The organism is Blautia sp. MSK.18.38 (assembly GCF_024460535.1).
Classification (GTDB): Bacteria; Bacillota; Clostridia; order Lachnospirales; family Lachnospiraceae; genus Blautia_A; species Blautia_A fusiformis.
Map to the genome: position 1 here is coordinate 1 of NZ_JANFYP010000027.1, position 17,578 is coordinate 17,578.

Sequence of the window (17,578 nt, forward strand, 5' to 3'; positions counted from 1 at the left end):
GGATAGCCTGTTTTAGCTTTGCCCTAAAGGGTAATCGAGCAGGAAGCCCCCACTTTAAAATCGTAAGATTTAAGTGGTGGGAGCATGTCACTACGTGATAAGATCGTATTGCAGCTGCAGCTGATAACGCCGGGCAGTGTAGCAATAAGTGAAATTATGAAACCTGTGGAGGAATATGATAATGTCAAAAGATGAATATTTGATCACAGATGCGCCTCTTAAAGCGCTGACGGTTTTTGCAATGCCAATGATTTTGGGCAGCTTTTTTCAGCAAATATACAATATGGCTGACTCTATCATCGTCGGCCAATTTGTTGGTTCCTCCGCACTTGCAGCTGTCGGGGCCTGTGCAGCGCTGACCAATGTTTTTATTTGTGTGGCACTGGGGGCAGGTGTCGGTGCCGGTGTGCTGGTGAGCCGCTATTTCGGTGCCAGGGAGTATGGAAAAATGAAGACCATCGTGTCAACATCCTTGTTTAGCTTTTTAATTCTAAGTATAGTCCTTGGGGTTTTTGGATTTTGCTTTTCCCACTGGATGATGAGTGTGTTACAAACCCCTGGCGATATACTGGATGATGCAGTGTTATATCTGCGGGTCTATTTTGTGGGATTTCCGTTTCTGTTTATGTATAACATTCTTTCCAATATGTTTACTTCCATAGGCGAATCAAAAATCCCGCTGGGGCTCCTGATATTTTCGTCAATCTTAAATATTTTTATGGATCTCTGGATGGTGGCCGGACTTGGTCTCGGTGTGTTTGGTGCAGCCCTTGCGACTCTTATAGCACAGGGAATTTCTGCGGTGTTTTCACTTTTGCTTTTCCTTAGCCGGATGCGTCGATATAAAAGTCGTTTTGACTGGTTTGACAGGCAGGAGTTACATTCCATGCTTCAAATTGCTGTACCTTCGGTTCTTCAGCAGTCTACAGTGTCCATTGGTATGATGATCGTACAGGCTGTTGTAAATCCCTTCGGTACACAGGCACTTGCGGGGTATGCGGCGACGATGCGGGTAGAGAATGTTTTTTCATTGATTTTTGTATCCATTGGCAATGCGGTTTCCCCATATGTTTCCCAGAATCTTGGCGCAAAGAAAATTGAACGGATCAAAAAAGGATATCACGCTGCACTGGTGTTAGATGTATGTTTTGCAGTTCTTGCTTTTATAGTCATTGAAACACTGCACACGCAGATTTCCTCGCTATTCCTTGGTAAAGATGGAACTGCCCTGGCCTATCAGGTATCCGAGGGTTATATGAGATGGCTTGGTTACTTCTTCATCTTTATGGGAATCAAAATGGCAACCGATGGGGTTCTTCGTGGTCTTGGGATCATGCGCCCGTTCCTCATTGCAAATATGGTGAACCTGGCGATCCGCCTGTCTGTTGCTTTGATCTGTGCACCGCGTTTTGGCATTGTATTTGTCTGGCTTGCTGTACCAGCCGGTTGGTTTGCAAACTTTTTAATATCCTATGTGGATCTTCGGAGATCATGGCCGACTGATAAAGAGGTATAATCCCGATAGCCTAAAGTAATTTAAGGAGGAATTTATAGTATGAACGATAAATGTGTGGTATTGAATGCAAAGAAGATGAATTTTGATGGGAAGCTGGATTTTTCCGTTTTATCTTCTGATGTTACAGTATATGATGATACAACAGAACAGCAGCTGTCAGAGCGTATTCAGGGTGCAGATATCATTGTAACAAAGGAGATGTCTGTGAGTGCAGAAATGATACAGAAATTCCCGGAATCTGTTAAACTGATCTGCGAGGCAGGTACAGGATATAATAATATTGATCTTGAAGCAGCACGGAAGAAGGGGATTACAGTCTGCAATATCCCGGCATACAGCACAGAACGTGTGGCACATACTGCGATTATGATGATATTAAATCTGAGTTCTGCAATGCAGGTACAGATGAAGATGCTGGCATGCGGAAATCATGACAATTTTACCAGAAATCTTCAGGTTCCGCATGTTGAGGTAAATGGTAAAACACTTGGTGTTATAGGTGCAGGACATATTGGCAGGAAAGTTATCCAGATCGCACAGGCGTTGGATATGAACATACTTGTATATACCAGGACACCGAGAGAGGATGAGAAAGGTATCCGCTATGTATCGCTTGAGGAATTACTCAGGAATAGTGATTATGTTTCCATGCACTGTCCATTGACGGAAAGTACAAAACATATGATCAACAAAGAGACTTTATCACTTATGAAGCCCTCAGCGTTTATCATTAATACCTCAAGAGGTGCACTTATTGATGAGGCTGCTCTTATAGAAGCATTGGAAAATGGTACGATTGCAGGAGCCGGACTTGATGTTCAGGAAACCGAACCACCTGAAGAAACCAACCCTCTTTATACTATGGATCATGTCCTTTTGACGCCGCATATGGGATGGAAAGGACTTGAAACAAGACAGCGGCTGGTTTCTATTCTGGCGGATAATATAAAGAAGTTTATGGAAGAGGATCCGATCAATGTTGTATCAGGTCTATAGTATCTGGCAACAAAGTGATGATACAGCTTCCGGGTTTGCAGAGTGAAAAAATATAATTACAATCAATAAGTCAGTGCTTTGATATCTTCTTCCGATACAGCAGGAATAACATAAACAATAGAATTACTGGAAAAATAAGTCCGAATCCCATGCCGATCTTAATATTATTTCCAGCATTCTGAGTGATACGACCAACAATTCCAGGTCCAATGCTGCCACCTAAATCTCCTGCCATGGCAAGAAGAGAGAACATAGCCGTTCCACCTGTTGGAAAAGTTTTTGAGGAAATACTGATGGTTCCAGGCCACATGATTCCAACTGAAAATCCACATGCAATACAACCGATCAGTCCGATGATCGGGTTGGATGACAAAGCAGTAAGCAGATAACAGACAACGCATAATATGCCTGAACCACTCATAAACTTCATTAAATCTAACTGCTCTCCATATTTACCAAAAATTATACGGCTGATTCCCATTGTTACTGCAAACATACATGGACCTGTTAGATCTCCCAGAGCTTTTGATAATCCCAGAGCTGATTCTGCATAAGCAGATGCCCATTGAGCCATTGCAAGTTCAGAAGCTCCGGAACAGATCATCAGACATATTGCAACCCAGAAAAATGGCTTGGAAAACAGATCTTTAATTTCCATTCCAGAACCATTGTCAACCAGAGATTCAATGGGACAGGTCATGAAGTTATAAGTATTAATTGCAGGAATGATTGCCCATATTACGGCGAGCCACTTCCAACTGTCTATTCCAAATATCAGGAAAAATAAGCTGGAAATCAAAATTGTCCCAACAGCTCCCCAACAGTAAAACGAATGGAGCAGACTCATAGTTGCTTCTTTGTTTTCAAACGGACAGGCCTCGATAATAGGACTGCAAAGTACTTCTATTAAACCGCTTCCGATGGCATAAACAATAACACTACATATAATTCCAATAAAAGGATCAGGTAAAAAATCAGGTAAAAATGCCAGTCCAAGCAGACCCAATGCAGCAAATATTTCTGATGCAACAATGCACACACGATATCCGATATGATCTACGAATTTGGCACAGAACAGATCAACCAGAAGCTGTGTGAAAAAGAAGAAAGTGGATATCAGAGCAATGTTACCGAGAGAAATATGGTAGTCACTATGAAATTTCAAAAAAAGAAGCGGTGCGAAGTTTGCCGCAATAGCCTGTGTGATAAATCCCATATAACAGGCTATTTTTGTCTTATGGTAGTTAGTTTTTTTTACAGCATTCATTTTTTATTTTCCTCTCCGAATGTTTTTAACAGTTTTATGTTCAATCTTCACATTCATCAATACTTTCACAAAAAAGTCTGTTCTGGGTGGTGCGGTTATTTCAATTTTGTCGCCCTCAATGTTGATCTCACTTTCATTCATCCATTTAAAAATCATAAGAATACCTCTTTTCTTTTTTTACTTGATTATATAGCAAATATCAGATATATACATTGAATTAAATTATAGAAATACTGTATAATATCGTAAAAAAGAAAGAACGTGATATGGGATGGATTATAATAAAATACTTACAGACGAGGAGTTCATGGAAATTAAACAGCATGGAAGCAGTGATTATCCGTTCCAGTATTATTATGATAATCTGGAATTGTTTGATTTTCATTGTATTGAGTGGCACTGGCACAGAGAATTTGAGTTTTTATATGTCGAGTCCGGACAAGTTACATGCGGAATAGGAGAAAAACAGATTATATTGTCAGAAGGAGAAGCAATTTTTATTAATTCTAAAATATTGCACCGCTTTTACGCATCATCAGGTGGTATCATTCCTAACTTTGTATGTATGCCGGAATTTATTGCACCGGAGAACAGCCTGATCTATAAGAAATATATTTTGCCAATCATTTCATCGAATATATATTTCCAGCGTTTTCAGCCTGATGAACTATGGCAAACAAAGATTATACAAACTATGATAAAAATAATGGAAATACAGAGGAATGAGAAAATAAGAGAACTTGCTACTTTGGCATTGCTGCAGGATTTATGGCTGACTTTTTATGAAAATGTAAAGTTATCTGATAAAGGAGATGTACAGACAGTGGATGAAGTTGCACAGAAAAGAGTGCAGTTGATCATGCAATATATACATGAAAACTATAATCGCAATTTGTCTCTGGATGAAATTGCTTCGCATATAGGAATCAGCAAAAGTACTGCACTTAATTTGTTCCACCGTTTTTTACATACTACACCGGTTAATTATCTGATAGGATATCGACTTCAGGCAGCTTCCTGGTTATTGAAAAATACGAATAAAAAAGTAAAAACGATCGCTTATGAAAGCGGATTTCATAACGTTGATTATTTTTGCAGATTGTTTAAAAAACGTTATCATTTAACTCCATCAGAATATCGCTGCACATGTTTAAAAGTGTTGTCGGCTGATCCGAGTCTTCAGACCTGTAAATAAAGCCGATGCAGGACTTTTGGAATCCTGTATCGGCTTTGTTGATTTTGTAAAGGCTTTGAAAAATTTACTTTTACTGGTTCATCAGTGCTTTGATATCTTCTTCCGGTGTGGTGATAGGTGCAATACCATAATTTTCAACCAGAAAGTTCAGAATATTAGGAGAAAGGAACGCCGGAAGAGAAGGACCAAGACGGATATTTTTGATACCCAGATGCAGGAGGGTTAACAGGATACAGACTGCTTTCTGTTCATACCAGGAGAGTACGAAGGAAAGCGGAAGCTCATTTACAGAACATCCAAATGCATCTGCAAGTGCCACAGCAACCTGGATCGCACCATAAGCATCATTACACTGACCCATATCCATCAGTCGTGGAAGACCACCGATCTCTCCCAGATCGAGATCATTGAAACGGAATTTTCCACATGCCAGGGTGAGAACGATACTGTCAGAAGGTGTCTGCTTTACAAATTCCGTATAATAGTTTCGACCTGGTTTGGCACCATCACAGCCGGCAACCAGGAAGAAATGGCGGATCGCACCTGATTTTACAGCCTCTACTACAGTACCTGCATGGGACAGGATGGCTGCATGACCAAAACCGGTTGTCACTTTTTTTCCGCCGTTGATACCGGAGAACATACGATCTTCTTTGTAACCGCCCAGCTCCAGTGCTTTTTCAATAAGCGGTGTGAAATCTTTCTTCTCGTCAATATGGACAGCTCCCGGGAAGGCAACCACTTCTGTTGTAAATACTCTGTCAGCGTAGCTGCTTTTTGGAGGCATCAGACAGTTGGTAGTGTAGAGGATCGGGGCCGGAAGATGGTCAAATTCTTTCTGCTGATTCTGCCATGCAGTTCCGAAATTGCCTTTCAGGTGAGCGTATTTCTTTAAGAATGGATAGGCATGGGCAGGGAGCATTTCACCATGTGTATAGATATTGATTCCTTTTCCCTCAGTCTGTTCAAGCAAAAGCTGCAGATCTTTCAGATCATGTCCGGTCACGACAATAAAAGGCCCTTTTTCTACCGTAAGTGTAACATCAGTTGGCTCTGGTGTTCCATAGGTTTCTGTATTTGCCTTATCAAGAAGTGCCATGCACTTCAGATTGATCTCTCCTGTTTTGAGTACTGTGGAAAGCAGTGCTTCTGTGCTTTCTTCATAACCGATCTTAGATAATGCCTCGCAGAAGAACTGATTCACTTCGGCATCTTCATAATTCAGAACACTTGCATGATAGGCATAGGCAGCCATTCCGCGGATACCAAAGAGAATAAGAGATTTCAAGGAGCGGATATCTTCATTGGCATTCCACAGCTGCTGAAGATCATATTCCTTTGTTCTGCAGTCAGGAGCCAGTCTTTCTTTTTCAGCTCTGACTTTTTGTATCATATTTTCGATTGCTGCATTGTCAAAACTTACATTTGTAACTGTAGTAAACAATCCTTCGATTATGATCTGTCCGGTCCTTTTTGAAATAGTTTCCGTGCTGTCGGCAGCTTTAGCCAGACTGATCAATGCACCTGTCAGCTCATCCTGTAATTTCGCTGTATCTGCTTTTTTTCCGCAGACACCGGCATTTCCGGTACAGCCGGTACATCCGACTGTCTGTTCACACTGAAAACAAAACATTTTTTTATCCATTATTGTATTCTCCTTTTATTCTGTGATTTTTTCGAAGGATCTTTCTTATTATTTTATCCTCGACTAGTAGTATTTATCCTTGGTTTCTGTTAGGAGTATAGTATAATAATTACAACGTGTATGTTTGATTTCCAACAGGAGGATTAATTTTGAAAAAATATTTACCCATTCTAAGAACGAGCCCTTTCTTTAAAGGTCTTACTGATAATGAGATATTATCCATACTGCATTGTGTAAATGCAGCAACAATCTCCAGAAAACGGGATTCTTATATTTTCAGAGCCGGAGACTCTACCGAAGTAATGGGACTTGTGGTGGCAGGCTGTGTTCTTGTTATTCAGGAAGACCTGTGGGGACATCGGAATATTCTGTCAAAATGTCATGCGGGAGATTTTTTTGGTGAACCATATGCGGCAAGTCCGGGAGCTGTTCTGAATGTCAGTGTGGTAGCAGACGAAGATTGTGAGATTATTTTATTAAATGTTCAAAGGCTTCTGGTTTCCTGCCCAATAGTATGTGAGCATCATCAGAAGCTGATCCGTAACCTGGTCGGTGTCCTGGCAAATAAGATCCTGATCCTCAACGATAAGATCACACATGTGGGCAAGCGAACGACAAGGGATAAGCTGTTGTCCTATCTGTCGTCGGTATCTATCAGACAGGCATCGTTATCCTTTGATATTCCTTTTGACCGGCAGCAGCTGGCAGATTATCTTTGCATTGACCGTGCGGCAATGTCTTCGGAGATATCAAAGCTGCAAAAAGAAGGACTTATAAAAACAAACAGAAACCATTTTGAGCTGACTGTCTGTAATGATACGGATTCAGGAATAAAAATGTGATATACATCACGGAAAACGATAAACTTTTTCATTATAATGCAAAAGGAAAGTGAGACTGCTTAAAGTGATTCTATTGTTATAAGCGTTCACACGATGGTATTATGGTGTATGTATAAAGAATCTATGAAATCAGTTATTGAAAAACAGGAGGAAAAAAATGCTCATCAGAAAAGCAGAAGAAAAAGATATTCCGAGGATCCTGGAATTGTTAGGACAGGTGCTGCAGATCCATGCAGATATAAGGCCTGATATTTTTATTCCGGGCACAACAAAATATACGACAGACGAATTGACAGAGCTTTTGAAAAATGAAGAAAAGCCAGTATATGTTGCAGCGGATGAGGCTGATGTTTGCGTGGGGTATGCATTTTGTCAATTAAAGGAGCAGCCTTTTTCAAACAATATGGTACCGTTTAAATCTCTTTTTATAGATGACCTGTGTGTCGATCAGGAGACACGAGGTCAGCATATTGGGGAAAGCCTGTTTGAATATGTAAAAAAAGAAGCAAAGCAGCTGGGATGCTATGAAGTGACATTGAATGTGTGGGCAGGAAATACTTCAGCAGAAAAATTTTATGAAAAAATGGGAATGCGGACAAAAGAAAGGCAGATGGAATACATATTATAAGATGTTGAATTGTTCAGGAAAAAAACAGCCGGCTAAGATACAGACTGAGATGTCTGTACCTTAGCCGGAAAATTTATCACTGTAATGAACATGCATGGCTTCCCAGTCCATAAACAATACATAAAATACTCTTCCGTATTGCTGGCTGTCTACAATCCTTCCGTGATCAAGAACAGAAAGGTAAGTGCCGTCAGCTTTTCGAAGATGAAAGTGGATGTAATCATTCTTATTGCCGGCATCGATCTGTTTCCAGATGCTTGCTTCTATCTGCTGCTGTTCATCCTCACGGATCAGGTTGTGGAAGCTTTTATTTGTAAGGCTGAAGAGTTCATCTATAGTTTTATATCCGGTCATTTGAAGGAACTCATGGTTTGCATACAGGAGTTCATCATCATCTTTGTCCGCTCTGTATATGATAAATGCACCCGGAAGGTGTTCAGAGATATCCTTGAATGCAAATCCGAGCTGTTTGCGGACTCCTGACCGGAGCCCCTCCCTGTAAGCCATACATCCGTTTTTTCCGTGAAGCTTTATTTCATAAAGTGCTGCATCTGCACAGCGCATGAGCTGTGAGCGGCTGGATGCAAAGGTTGGATATTCTGCATATCCGAGAGAAATAAAAAACGGATATTCTTTTCCCTTGCATGAAAATGTCTTTGGAAGCTTGGTAAATTGCAGCAGCAGTTCTCCCGCTTCTTTATAGGTATGATCCGGCAGAAGAATGCAGAACTCATCGCCACCGTTTCTTCCCAGTAATGTGTTTTTTGGGAAAAAAGCCTTCATGCTATCTGTAAGACTCTTTAGTGCCCTGTCTCCATAGACATGTCCGTAAATATCATTAATAAACTTAAAGTCATCAATATCAAGGAGTGCGGCCACAAAATGCGTTTTTGGATTTTTAGTGATCATCCTTTCGGCTAATTCATCAAATCCATAGCGGTTGTAAATATCGGTGAGAGAATCTGTGTGTGCCAGTATTTGAAATTTGTTTTTATTTTCTTTCGATACTAACCATACCCGGGTAAGACCTGAGAAAAGTAAAACGACAGTAGTAAACATTCCGCCGACGATTACCAGTAATCTAAGGTCTCTCCATCCGCTTTCAGGAGCTACTTCTAATGTCCAGTTCTCTTCCCCTATCGTAAAACCATAAGAAACAGCATGAGTTAATTGGTCGTCTGACTGATAAACAACTTTATAAGTATCGCTCCAGGGAGCGTCGGTTTTTGAGAGTCTGTATTCATATCCGAAATCCGAAAGTGCACTGATCGCATCTGAAAAAATGTCAGGAACACGCAGGATAACAATGGTAAATCCCCAGAAATATTCCTGGTTGTTTTCATCTTTCAGGTAGACTGGATTGCGGACAGCAATTCCACAGCCGTCCTGTTTTAAATCGAAAGGACCTTGTGTAATGATCACGTGATTGTCTCTTGCGTAACAGGAAATTTTGCTGCAATCTTTATCCTGGAGCAGATCGATCTTACTCGCTTCCGTTCCCTCAGAAGGATAAATATCTGTTACATTACCATCCGGAGCAAGCTGTATGCTTTCAATAACGTCAGACATAATATTTTCCGCAATTGTGTCAAACTGACTGATCTTTCCGTTTTCACTGATCAGGACCTGCTTTAGCGTATCTGTGATCGCAATTCCATTTGTAATTTCATTTTTTATACGTTCGCCGTAGGTTGTTGCATTTAATTGTGCTGTTATGTGTCGTTGTTCAGTTTCATGTGAGTCTATTTTGTATACAATTAAACCAACAAGGCATATGCCCAGTAAAAAAACGATAAGAGGTACAATTGTTTTTTTCTTCACCTGGTTCACCTCGTTTTATTAGTTTCACAATAAAATATTATATCATAGAAGTAAAAAAATAGAATGATTTTTTGTGTTAAAGTGATATTGTTTTTTTATGTACAATGGAAATATGACCAGAGGGTGAAATATAGTATACAATTGAGGATTATATTGGAAAGAATACTGAAAAAACCTCGCGGTTTTGTAGGGTATATGATATACTGTTCTTTATAAGTAAATATCTTATCGGAATTCACGGAGGATCTGACCGATGCTGAATAAAAAAGATTTTTTTAAATATGCATCAAAATTAGCATTTCCGATCATGATCCAAAATCTGATCGGAACATTAGTAAATGTTGCGGATACTGTAATGCTGGGATATGTAAGCCAGACTGCCATGTCAGCTTCATCTCTTGCCAACCAGTACACATTTATTCTTTTCTGTTTGTATTATGGTATGGCTACAGGTACTTCGGTTTTATGTGCCCAGTACTGGGGAAAGGGTGATAAAAAGACAGTAGAAAAGATTCTCGGCCTGGCGGAGCGGATCTCACTGATCGTTTCTCTTGTATTTTTCGTTATCTCCTTTTCCATGCCGACTACGATCATGAAGATTTTTACAAACAGTCCGGATACGATTGCTGCCGGCAGCGAGTATTTGAAGGTGATCTCATTTTCCTTTATGTTTATGGGATTCTCTCAGGTTTTCATGAGTGCCCTTCGAAGTGTCGGAAAAATAATGCTGCCTTCTGTTACATACATTGTATCGCTTTGTGTCAATGTATTTTGTAATGCCACCTTTATCTTTGGCCTGTTTGGACTTCCAAAGCTTGGTGTTACCGGTGTTGCCCTTGGTACTGTTATTGCCAGGATCGCAGAGGTATTGATCTGTCTCATCTATTCATTAAACAGCTCCGATGTCAGATTTCGGATAAAATATTTCTGTGCGAAATCCGGTATTCTGTTCAGGGACTTTATGAAAATTGCTTCTCCGGCTGTGATAAATGATGTTGTCTGGAGCTTTGCCAGTTCAGCGTTCGCAGCGATCCTTGGCCACATTGGCGATGATATGGTTGCCGCAAATGCAGTTGCTGTTATGGTGGTAAACATTGGTGCCATCGCCTGTCGCGGTTTTGCCAACGCTACTACCATCATTATCAGCCAGGAGCTTGGTAAAGATCACAAGGATACAGCCAGAGAATATGGGAAACGTATGCTGAGAATAACAATTATCGTAAGTCTCATCGGATGTGCCATTATTCTGGCAGTCCGCCCTATGATACTGGACTTCTACCGGGATAAACTGACAGAGACAGCCATTTATTATCTTGGTATTTTTATAATCATGACAACCTGGCGTTTTGTAGGAGAGGGTATCAATACCTGTCTTATATGCGGATGCTTCAGAGGAGGTGGCGATTCCAGGTTCGGAATGATCGTAGATTCCATATTTATGTGGCTTGTTGCAGTTCCTCTCACCTTCCTTGCAGCATATGTTTTAAAACTGCCGCCTGTCTGGGTATATTTTATAATGACCCTGGATGAGTTCGAAAAAATGCCTGTGGTGTTCATCCACTATTTCAGAAATAAATGGCTTACGAACATTACCAGAGATTTTGACTGATTATGTAACTAAGCAGGAGGTTTTTATAGAAATGAAATACTTTGAGGCAAAAATGTCTTATCCTCAATTTTTAAAATATCTGGTTCCATCAGTGCTGACCATGATCTTTTTATCATTTTATACAACGATAGATGGATTTTTTGTATCACGGTATGCAGGCTCTGACGCGCTTGCAGGAATTAATATTGTTATTCCGATCACCTGTGTTATTTTCGGAACATCTGTCATGCTTGCAACGGGATCAGGTGCCATCATAGGAGAGAGGATGGGACAAAAAAGAGAACAGGAAGCAAATGAGATATTTACTTTTATCACGATCGTGCTGTTCGTACTTTCAGTTGCTTTTACAGCTGTGGGAATCCTTTTTCTGAAACCGATCTGTATTTTTTTAGGAAGCAGTGAGCGCCTGATGGAGCATGTGGTGCCATACGCATTTGTCACATTTTTAGGATCGGTTTCGATGTCATTCAAGCTATTTTTCGAATATCTTGTGAGGACGGATGGGAGATCGTACATCGGAATGATCATGTCTCTGACAGGTCTGGCTTTTAATATTGTTTTCGACTATATTTTTGTGGCTGTATTCAGACTGGGAACGCTTGGAGCTGCATGGGGAACATTTCTCTCCATTACAGTAAGCATGTTGATCGGCTTTATCTATTTTCTGAAATACAGCCATATAAGGTTTTGCAGACCGAAGACCGACATGAGTGTTCTTCTGAAATCCTGCACCAATGGAAGCAGTGAAATGCTGACGGAGATGTCTACCGGGATCACTACATTTTTATTTAATCTTATTATCATGCAATATTTTGGTGAAGATGGAGTTGCGGCTGTGACGATCATTATGTATATTTACTATTTTTTCATCGCTTTTTATATGGGAATTGCCGTTGCAGCGGCTCCAATCATAAGCTATAATTACGGCTCTGAAAATCATGACAAGATCAGAGAGATAACACGATATAGTTTTATTACGATTGCCATCAGTTCAGTATTGATCCTCACGGTATCACTTGTATTTGGAAAACAGATCATCCATTTATTCGTTGGGGAGGGAAATGTATTTACATTGACATGGGATGGCTTGAAGCTGTTTAGTCTGGTTTTCCTGTTTATTGGTTTAAATGTATTTCTTTCCGGATATTTTACTGCGCTGGGAAATGGTTTTATTTCGGCATTGATCTCATCAATGCGTTCTTTGATCCTGGTGGCTGTGTTCATATTGATCCTGCCAAAGCTTATAGGGGTTGCAGGCATCTGGATGACGATGCCGCTGGCAGAAGCCGTGACTATTTTCATGGCGGTTTATCTGTATCGAACATACGGAAAAAGTTTCATGCAGGAAAATTCCAGAGCCACGTCTTGATGATATTTTGCAAAATTCTAACGAAAAAGAGGCCGTCAAGTACGGCCTCTTTTTCGTTATGGCTTTATCATGTCATGGGAGTATTTATAACTCCTGTGGAGATATTTCCAGGTATTCATAGGATGGCTGGAAATCATGGTTGTCACACTGACGGTAATATTGGGTAAAAATACGTTCTATGATATCAGGGATATGCGTTTCATCAGGTTCAAACAGTATGATGAGATACTGCAGGGAACTGTAGCGTGTACAGATATCCACACGGCGGATATTCTGCCGGATGGCCTGTTCCATATACTCCAGAGCCTGCTCAATGGAGTCGATATCAGGAACTGTATCCACAAGTGTCTCGATGGTGATCATCGCCAGATAACATCTGCACTGGCTGCGTGTGACAAGCTGACTCATGTATTCATACTGGCGTGCGAAATCCCGGTAATTCAGATCAAGAGCACCTACATAGATGCCGCTTTTCTGAAGGGACTCTGCCACAAGCGCCAGATCCTTTCCGGAACCGGATGCCGCAAGAGTGCTACGGTCGATCTGCTGGTAGAAAAAGAACTGGTTTTTGCCGTTTTGTTTTACGTAATACAGAGCTTTATCTGCTTTGGAATAGCAGTCCTCAAAGGAATCATCGGTGCTGCACAGACACAGGCCTGCGGACAGTGTGGCAAACCGGAGTTCCGGATCATCGGTAGTGATGGTGTGAAATTTCTGGAACAGATCGTCCATCTGCAGAGACAGGGAATCAGGATCTGTGTCCGGAAGGAACATCAGGAATTCATCTCCGCCAAGTCTGCAGGAAATTCCCTGATCTGCCCGTTTCTGGAGCAGCTTTCCAAGACATTTCAGTGCACGGTCGCCGGCTTTGTGGCCATAGATGTCGTTGATCTTTTTCAGGTTGTCCATATCAAGGAATACCAGACATCCATCATGTGTCTGCATAAATTCCGCGGTAAGACGTTCGCCCAGGTTACGCATGGGAAGACCGGTAAGAAAATCATAGCTTTTTGCGTCTTCCTGACTTTTTATGGTGGCCATTATGTCCGAGATGAATTTGCTGACGGTAAGCTGCATATCCGGAAGGTTATAGGTGTCCGGTTCTTCCTGGGAAGGATCCCACTGAGGCAGCCGTTTTTCATTGAGCAGTTTCAGAAAAATGTCTGTGATCTCCGGATCGAACTGTGTACCACGGTTTTTGCGGAATTCTTCGTAAACAACCTCCGGTGGAAGCGCATTACGGTAGATTCGGCGGGAGTTCATGGCATCGTAGCAGTCGGCAACAGCCACGATCCGGGCATGGATGGGGATTTCTGCTCCGGCCAGTCCGTCCGGATAGCCTTTTCCGTCATAACGCTCATGGTGACTTCTTGCGATTTCTGCCGCATGCGGGATCAGGGTTATATCCTTCAGGATCTCAGCACCGATGACGGTGTGTTTTTTTATAAGGTTGTATTCATCATCGGTCAGCTGTGCCGGTTTGTTCAGGAACGGATCCGGGATACCGATCTTACCGATGTCGTGAAGGTGAGTAGCCCGTTTCAGATTCAGGATCTCCTTCGGTGTCCAGCCCAGCTCCTCTGCGATCAGGGCCGCATATTGTGCAACCCGGTAGGAATGACCGCGGGTGTACGCATCCTTTGCCTCAATGGTGGTGGAAAGGGTCTGTATCATCTGCAGAGACATTTTTTCATTCTGTTCCTGGTTTTTGCGGATTTCGCTTTGCTGGCGTTTCAGTTCCATATCCTGGACATTTTTGATGGCTCTTACAATATTGACAAAGAGCAGGATCAGCATGCCGGCGCCCACAAACAGTCCGGACATCGATGTGACAAAGTATACGGAGGTTGCTTCAACGGCAATACACAGGATCGCTACCAGCAGACCAATGAGCAAAAGCCGGTCGGCCTTGTTTTTTTCGGTGCGTATATATTGGAAAAGGTGTACAAATATTGTGGCAACGGTGATCGCCAGGATTCCGTGACTTACAGGCATGGTTTCGATATAATCTGCGATACCTGCAGCAGTGAGGATCGTACAGACTGCAAAGTTTATCATTGCGATGCTTCCAAGACAGACATAAAATCTGTGATGCAGCCCTTTCTGGAGACTGTCCGCAAAAAACAGGATCGGGAGCGGACACAAAAGGATCATAACGAAGCACAGAGATCCGAGAGCGGAAGCGTTGGGGACCAGGAACTGACGGAGCTTGGATTCACCCAGCATCCAGACGGCGCCCATAACCATGCACCATCCAAGATATTCCATGTCAAATCGTGTATGATAGACCAATCCCAGAGCGAAACTGAACAGGATCGTGACGATTCCGGCAAACAGGATAAAAAAAGCAATGTAGGTTTCCAGTCCGTATCTGCTGAAAATATATATCCAGATATCCGCCTTGTTTCCGCAGTAAACAGGATTGACAACTCCGGTGTAATTGGAGGTGTAGGTGGTCAGTTCAATACGGAGCTCTTTGCCGGCATCGGAAGCATAAACCGGGCAGAAAACATAACGGCTGGCGGAGTTTTTGCCCACAAGCCTTGTTTTATGCGTGGAGTAGCTGGTCCTGAGGTTGTCCCCTACATAAAAATCCACATCCTGCAGGGAAGAACGGATGGCAAAGCAGGTATCTGTAAGATCATCGGGAAGCTGGATGGTGAGGACCATCGTGTCACCGACGGGAACCTTGTAGGTGCCCGGAACGGAGATTTCCTGGGTGGTTCCATCCGGTTTCTGCCAGGTAACGGTACCGGAATAGATCACAGAGGCTGCTGAGGTGTCGGAAGAACGTTCATCCGCACCAAAGATCTGCATAAAAATGAACCAGCCAAGGATGGCGAACATCAGAATATAAAAGAAATATCTTTTTCCCTGGTTAAAGGTTTCGGTTTTTTCTTTCATGGCAATATGCCTCCTTGTAATGGGAAAGGAGTGGTTTGTAAATTGAAAAACTCCTTTAGATCGATTATACCAGACCGGAGTGGAAAAATCAGTATAAACAGACTAAGACGGGTAATTTGGTAAGATTTTACCAAATTTTTTATGATTTTGGTGGTATTATATAAAGCAGATAGAAAACATATCCGATGCATCTGCGTGCAGGATATGGTACAATGGGTAAATGTGGAGTATGACATGTAAAGCATGATATATGCAGGATAAAGGATCAGAATAAAGAATGAGAGTAAAGCGACAGGAGGAAGGATCATGAGTAAGATCGTAAATATCACATCAAAAGAGGATAAAGATCAGAAGTTGCAGGACATTGCAAATTCACTGGAAGAGCTGAAGGATGTAATGGCTGAAGTGATAGAAGCCTATGAGGAAGAAAATGCGGACAGCCGGAAGATGGACACGCTGACAGAGGCACTGGATGCGCTTGAGGACGCTTATGAGGCCGTTAACGATGTGCTGCTGGAGGAAATCTGATCATGCAGTACAAGGTTCTGAAGATAGAAGAAGACATGGATTTCGGCTGTGAAGAGCGGCAGCCGGGTGAAGCACTTATGTCAGTAGTGCTGGTGGAAGATGAGAATGGAAATGAAACAAGTCTGCGACATGATGACGGACTTCTGTATGAAAGAGATATCAATGAGGGAGATCTTGTTACCATGGACGGGCAGCATCAGCTGTGGAAATTGTAAAACAGAAAGGGACGTACATCATTGGATTTTGTCATGACCGCACTGTTTGTGGTTATGTTCATTGATCAGTGGGAAGATGCACAAGATCATAAGCCGGCGCTGGTCGGAATTGTATGCTCTGTAATCTGCCTGGTGATCTTTGGAAGAGGGAAGTTTATCCTTCCGTCAATGGCATCGATCGTTTTATGCTTTCTGGGAATGAAGAAGCATGAGGAGAAGAGAAAAAAAGAACGTATACAGAAGTCAGGAGAATATCAGGCATGACAGTTGGGATATATATAGCCGGACAGGAGGGATAAGGAATGACTATGACAATAACACAGCAGATCATAACGGTTGTGGTAGTGGTCCTGGGGACTATGACAACGCGATTTTTGCCGTTTATCATATTCCCGGAAGTAAAGGAACCGCCGGCTGTGATCACCTATCTGGGAAAAGTGCTGCCCTGTGCAGTGATCGGATTGCTGGTGGTATTTTGTCTGAAGGATGTGCCGGAAAGTACGCATTACGGACTGCCAGAGCTGATCGCAATACTGTTCATTGTGGTATTACATAAATGGAAGAAGAGTACATTGCTCAGCATAGGAGGGGGAACGGTGTTTTATATGGTGCTGGTGCAGACCATATTTGGTTAGTCAGAAATATGCGAAAAACAGAAAATGAAAAGCTAAGGCAGGATACGATAACCGTATCCTGTTTTTTGATTGCTGCAGTAATTTATGAAAATGCTGTAGATCAGATAAGCAGGCGCAGGATTGTATGTAAAGGTGCAATAAGCCGTGAAAAGAAGCGAGCGGTCGTGAAAATGAGCACGTCCGCAAGGGACGCACAGATGTATTTCCTTGTTCCTGGAAAATACAGAGAAAATATGCTGGGATCAGAGGAATCTGTAATTGTAACAGAACAACGATACCCCTTACTTGTCTGTGAATCCGATTGCACAGGTCTAAAAGCCTCAGCGTAGCTGGAAGCAATAAATAGTGTGTGTGGAATGGTGTGTTATGAAAATAACAAAAATGAGTAACTTTTGCTCTCACAATGGA

General features: G+C 41.9%; 16 protein-coding genes. 12 read left to right on the forward strand and 4 right to left on the reverse strand.

The window, feature by feature from the left end:
* Positions 1-181: 181 nt before the first annotated feature.
* Both NE638_RS14585 and NE638_RS14590 read left to right on the forward strand, forming a co-directional pair.
* Positions 182-1,516 (forward strand): MATE family efflux transporter, encoded by a 1,335-nt coding sequence (locus NE638_RS14585; protein WP_161209579.1) that lies wholly within the window; start codon positions 182-184, stop codon positions 1,514-1,516.
* A 39-nt stretch (positions 1,517-1,555) separates the two neighbouring features.
* Positions 1,556-2,512: a 2-hydroxyacid dehydrogenase gene (locus tag NE638_RS14590; protein ID WP_059086572.1), complete on the forward strand. Its 957-nt coding sequence runs from the start codon at positions 1,556-1,558 to the stop codon at positions 2,510-2,512.
* Between the two features lie 70 nt (positions 2,513-2,582).
* Here the strand turns inward: NE638_RS14590 and NE638_RS14595 are convergent, their stop codons facing one another.
* The gene (locus NE638_RS14595) at positions 2,583-3,779 is read right to left on the reverse strand and encodes an MFS transporter (protein WP_021651233.1); all 1,197 of its coding nucleotides are present in this window, start codon (positions 3,777-3,779) and stop codon (positions 2,583-2,585) included.
* Positions 3,780-4,086: 307 nt separating this feature from the next.
* Between NE638_RS14595 and NE638_RS14600 the strand changes: the two genes are divergently transcribed.
* Positions 4,087-4,974, forward strand: a complete 888-nt coding sequence (locus tag NE638_RS14600; RefSeq protein WP_022427004.1) for an AraC family transcriptional regulator — start codon at positions 4,087-4,089, stop codon at positions 4,972-4,974.
* A gap of 70 nt (positions 4,975-5,044) precedes the next feature.
* On the opposite strand, the gene hcp is transcribed toward NE638_RS14600, so the two are convergent.
* Entirely contained in the window at positions 5,045-6,619 is a 1,575-nt protein-coding gene (gene hcp, locus NE638_RS14605) for a hydroxylamine reductase (protein WP_173746509.1), read from the reverse strand.
* A gap of 149 nt (positions 6,620-6,768) precedes the next feature.
* Here hcp and NE638_RS14610 point away from each other — a divergent pair, with 149 nt between their 5' ends.
* Together NE638_RS14610 and NE638_RS14615 are read left to right on the forward strand one after the other, a co-directional pair.
* Entirely contained in the window at positions 6,769-7,461 is a 693-nt protein-coding gene (locus NE638_RS14610) for a Crp/Fnr family transcriptional regulator (protein WP_022427006.1), read from the forward strand.
* A 157-nt stretch (positions 7,462-7,618) separates the two neighbouring features.
* The gene (locus tag NE638_RS14615; protein ID WP_021651228.1) at positions 7,619-8,089 is read left to right on the forward strand and encodes a GNAT family N-acetyltransferase; all 471 of its coding nucleotides are present in this window, start codon (positions 7,619-7,621) and stop codon (positions 8,087-8,089) included.
* A 60-nt stretch (positions 8,090-8,149) separates the two neighbouring features.
* Here the strand turns inward: NE638_RS14615 and NE638_RS14620 are convergent, their stop codons facing one another.
* On the reverse strand, positions 8,150-9,910 hold the full coding sequence (locus tag NE638_RS14620) for a diguanylate cyclase domain-containing protein (RefSeq protein WP_173746511.1): 1,761 nt from the start codon (positions 9,908-9,910) through the stop codon (positions 8,150-8,152).
* A gap of 253 nt (positions 9,911-10,163) precedes the next feature.
* Here NE638_RS14620 and NE638_RS14625 point away from each other — a divergent pair, with 253 nt between their 5' ends.
* Both NE638_RS14625 and NE638_RS14630 read left to right on the forward strand, forming a co-directional pair.
* Entirely contained in the window at positions 10,164-11,519 is a 1,356-nt protein-coding gene (locus tag NE638_RS14625) for an MATE family efflux transporter (protein WP_173746513.1), read from the forward strand.
* 31 nt (positions 11,520-11,550) lie between these two features.
* Positions 11,551-12,888: an MATE family efflux transporter gene (locus tag NE638_RS14630; protein ID WP_173740894.1), complete on the forward strand. Its 1,338-nt coding sequence runs from the start codon at positions 11,551-11,553 to the stop codon at positions 12,886-12,888.
* A gap of 84 nt (positions 12,889-12,972) precedes the next feature.
* Here the strand turns inward: NE638_RS14630 and NE638_RS14635 are convergent, their stop codons facing one another.
* The gene (locus tag NE638_RS14635; RefSeq protein WP_173746515.1) at positions 12,973-15,792 is read right to left on the reverse strand and encodes an HD domain-containing phosphohydrolase; all 2,820 of its coding nucleotides are present in this window, start codon (positions 15,790-15,792) and stop codon (positions 12,973-12,975) included.
* 306 nt (positions 15,793-16,098) lie between these two features.
* Here NE638_RS14635 and NE638_RS14640 point away from each other — a divergent pair, with 306 nt between their 5' ends.
* From NE638_RS14640 to NE638_RS14660, 5 genes are read left to right on the forward strand one after another with little or no spacing between them, the layout of a single operon-like run.
* A complete protein-coding gene (locus tag NE638_RS14640; protein WP_015526439.1) occupies positions 16,099-16,320 on the forward strand; it encodes a hypothetical protein in 222 nt (73 codons plus the stop codon).
* Positions 16,321-16,322: 2 nt separating this feature from the next.
* The gene (locus NE638_RS14645) at positions 16,323-16,535 is read left to right on the forward strand and encodes a hypothetical protein (RefSeq protein WP_118608993.1); all 213 of its coding nucleotides are present in this window, start codon (positions 16,323-16,325) and stop codon (positions 16,533-16,535) included.
* A 21-nt stretch (positions 16,536-16,556) separates the two neighbouring features.
* On the forward strand, positions 16,557-16,799 hold the full coding sequence (locus tag NE638_RS14650) for a hypothetical protein (RefSeq protein WP_110103053.1): 243 nt from the start codon (positions 16,557-16,559) through the stop codon (positions 16,797-16,799).
* A 44-nt stretch (positions 16,800-16,843) separates the two neighbouring features.
* On the forward strand, positions 16,844-17,170 hold the full coding sequence (locus tag NE638_RS14655) for a branched-chain amino acid transporter permease (protein ID WP_147602804.1): 327 nt from the start codon (positions 16,844-16,846) through the stop codon (positions 17,168-17,170).
* Complete coding sequence (locus NE638_RS14660; RefSeq protein WP_173746519.1) at positions 17,092-17,499, forward strand: hypothetical protein; 408 nt, start codon at positions 17,092-17,094, stop codon at positions 17,497-17,499. The genes NE638_RS14655 and NE638_RS14660 overlap by 79 nt, the downstream gene beginning before the upstream one ends.
* Positions 17,500-17,578: the final 79 nt, after the last annotated feature.

What these genes read in the sequence shown, in the direction of transcription:
- NE638_RS14615 (WP_021651228.1), top strand. Translation starts at nt 7,619, where the DNA reads ATGCTCATCAGAAAAGCAGAAGAAAAAGATATTCCGAGGATCCTGGAA.
- NE638_RS14635 (WP_173746515.1), bottom strand. Translation starts at nt 15,792, where the DNA reads ATGAAAGAAAAAACCGAAACCTTTAACCAGGGAAAAAGATATTTCTTT.
- NE638_RS14625 (WP_173746513.1), top strand. Translation starts at nt 10,164, where the DNA reads ATGCTGAATAAAAAAGATTTTTTTAAATATGCATCAAAATTAGCATTT.
- NE638_RS14595 (WP_021651233.1), bottom strand. Translation starts at nt 3,779, where the DNA reads ATGAATGCTGTAAAAAAAACTAACTACCATAAGACAAAAATAGCCTGT.
- NE638_RS14630 (WP_173740894.1), top strand. Translation starts at nt 11,551, where the DNA reads ATGAAATACTTTGAGGCAAAAATGTCTTATCCTCAATTTTTAAAATAT.
- NE638_RS14655 (WP_147602804.1), top strand. Translation starts at nt 16,844, where the DNA reads ATGACAATAACACAGCAGATCATAACGGTTGTGGTAGTGGTCCTGGGG.
- NE638_RS14645 (WP_118608993.1), top strand. Translation starts at nt 16,323, where the DNA reads ATGCAGTACAAGGTTCTGAAGATAGAAGAAGACATGGATTTCGGCTGT.
- NE638_RS14660 (WP_173746519.1), top strand. Translation starts at nt 17,092, where the DNA reads ATGGAAGAAGAGTACATTGCTCAGCATAGGAGGGGGAACGGTGTTTTA.
- hcp (WP_173746509.1), bottom strand. Translation starts at nt 6,619, where the DNA reads ATGGATAAAAAAATGTTTTGTTTTCAGTGTGAACAGACAGTCGGATGT.
- NE638_RS14585 (WP_161209579.1), top strand. Translation starts at nt 182, where the DNA reads ATGTCAAAAGATGAATATTTGATCACAGATGCGCCTCTTAAAGCGCTG.
- NE638_RS14640 (WP_015526439.1), top strand. Translation starts at nt 16,099, where the DNA reads ATGAGTAAGATCGTAAATATCACATCAAAAGAGGATAAAGATCAGAAG.
- NE638_RS14590 (WP_059086572.1), top strand. Translation starts at nt 1,556, where the DNA reads ATGAACGATAAATGTGTGGTATTGAATGCAAAGAAGATGAATTTTGAT.
- NE638_RS14600 (WP_022427004.1), top strand. Translation starts at nt 4,087, where the DNA reads ATGGAAATTAAACAGCATGGAAGCAGTGATTATCCGTTCCAGTATTAT.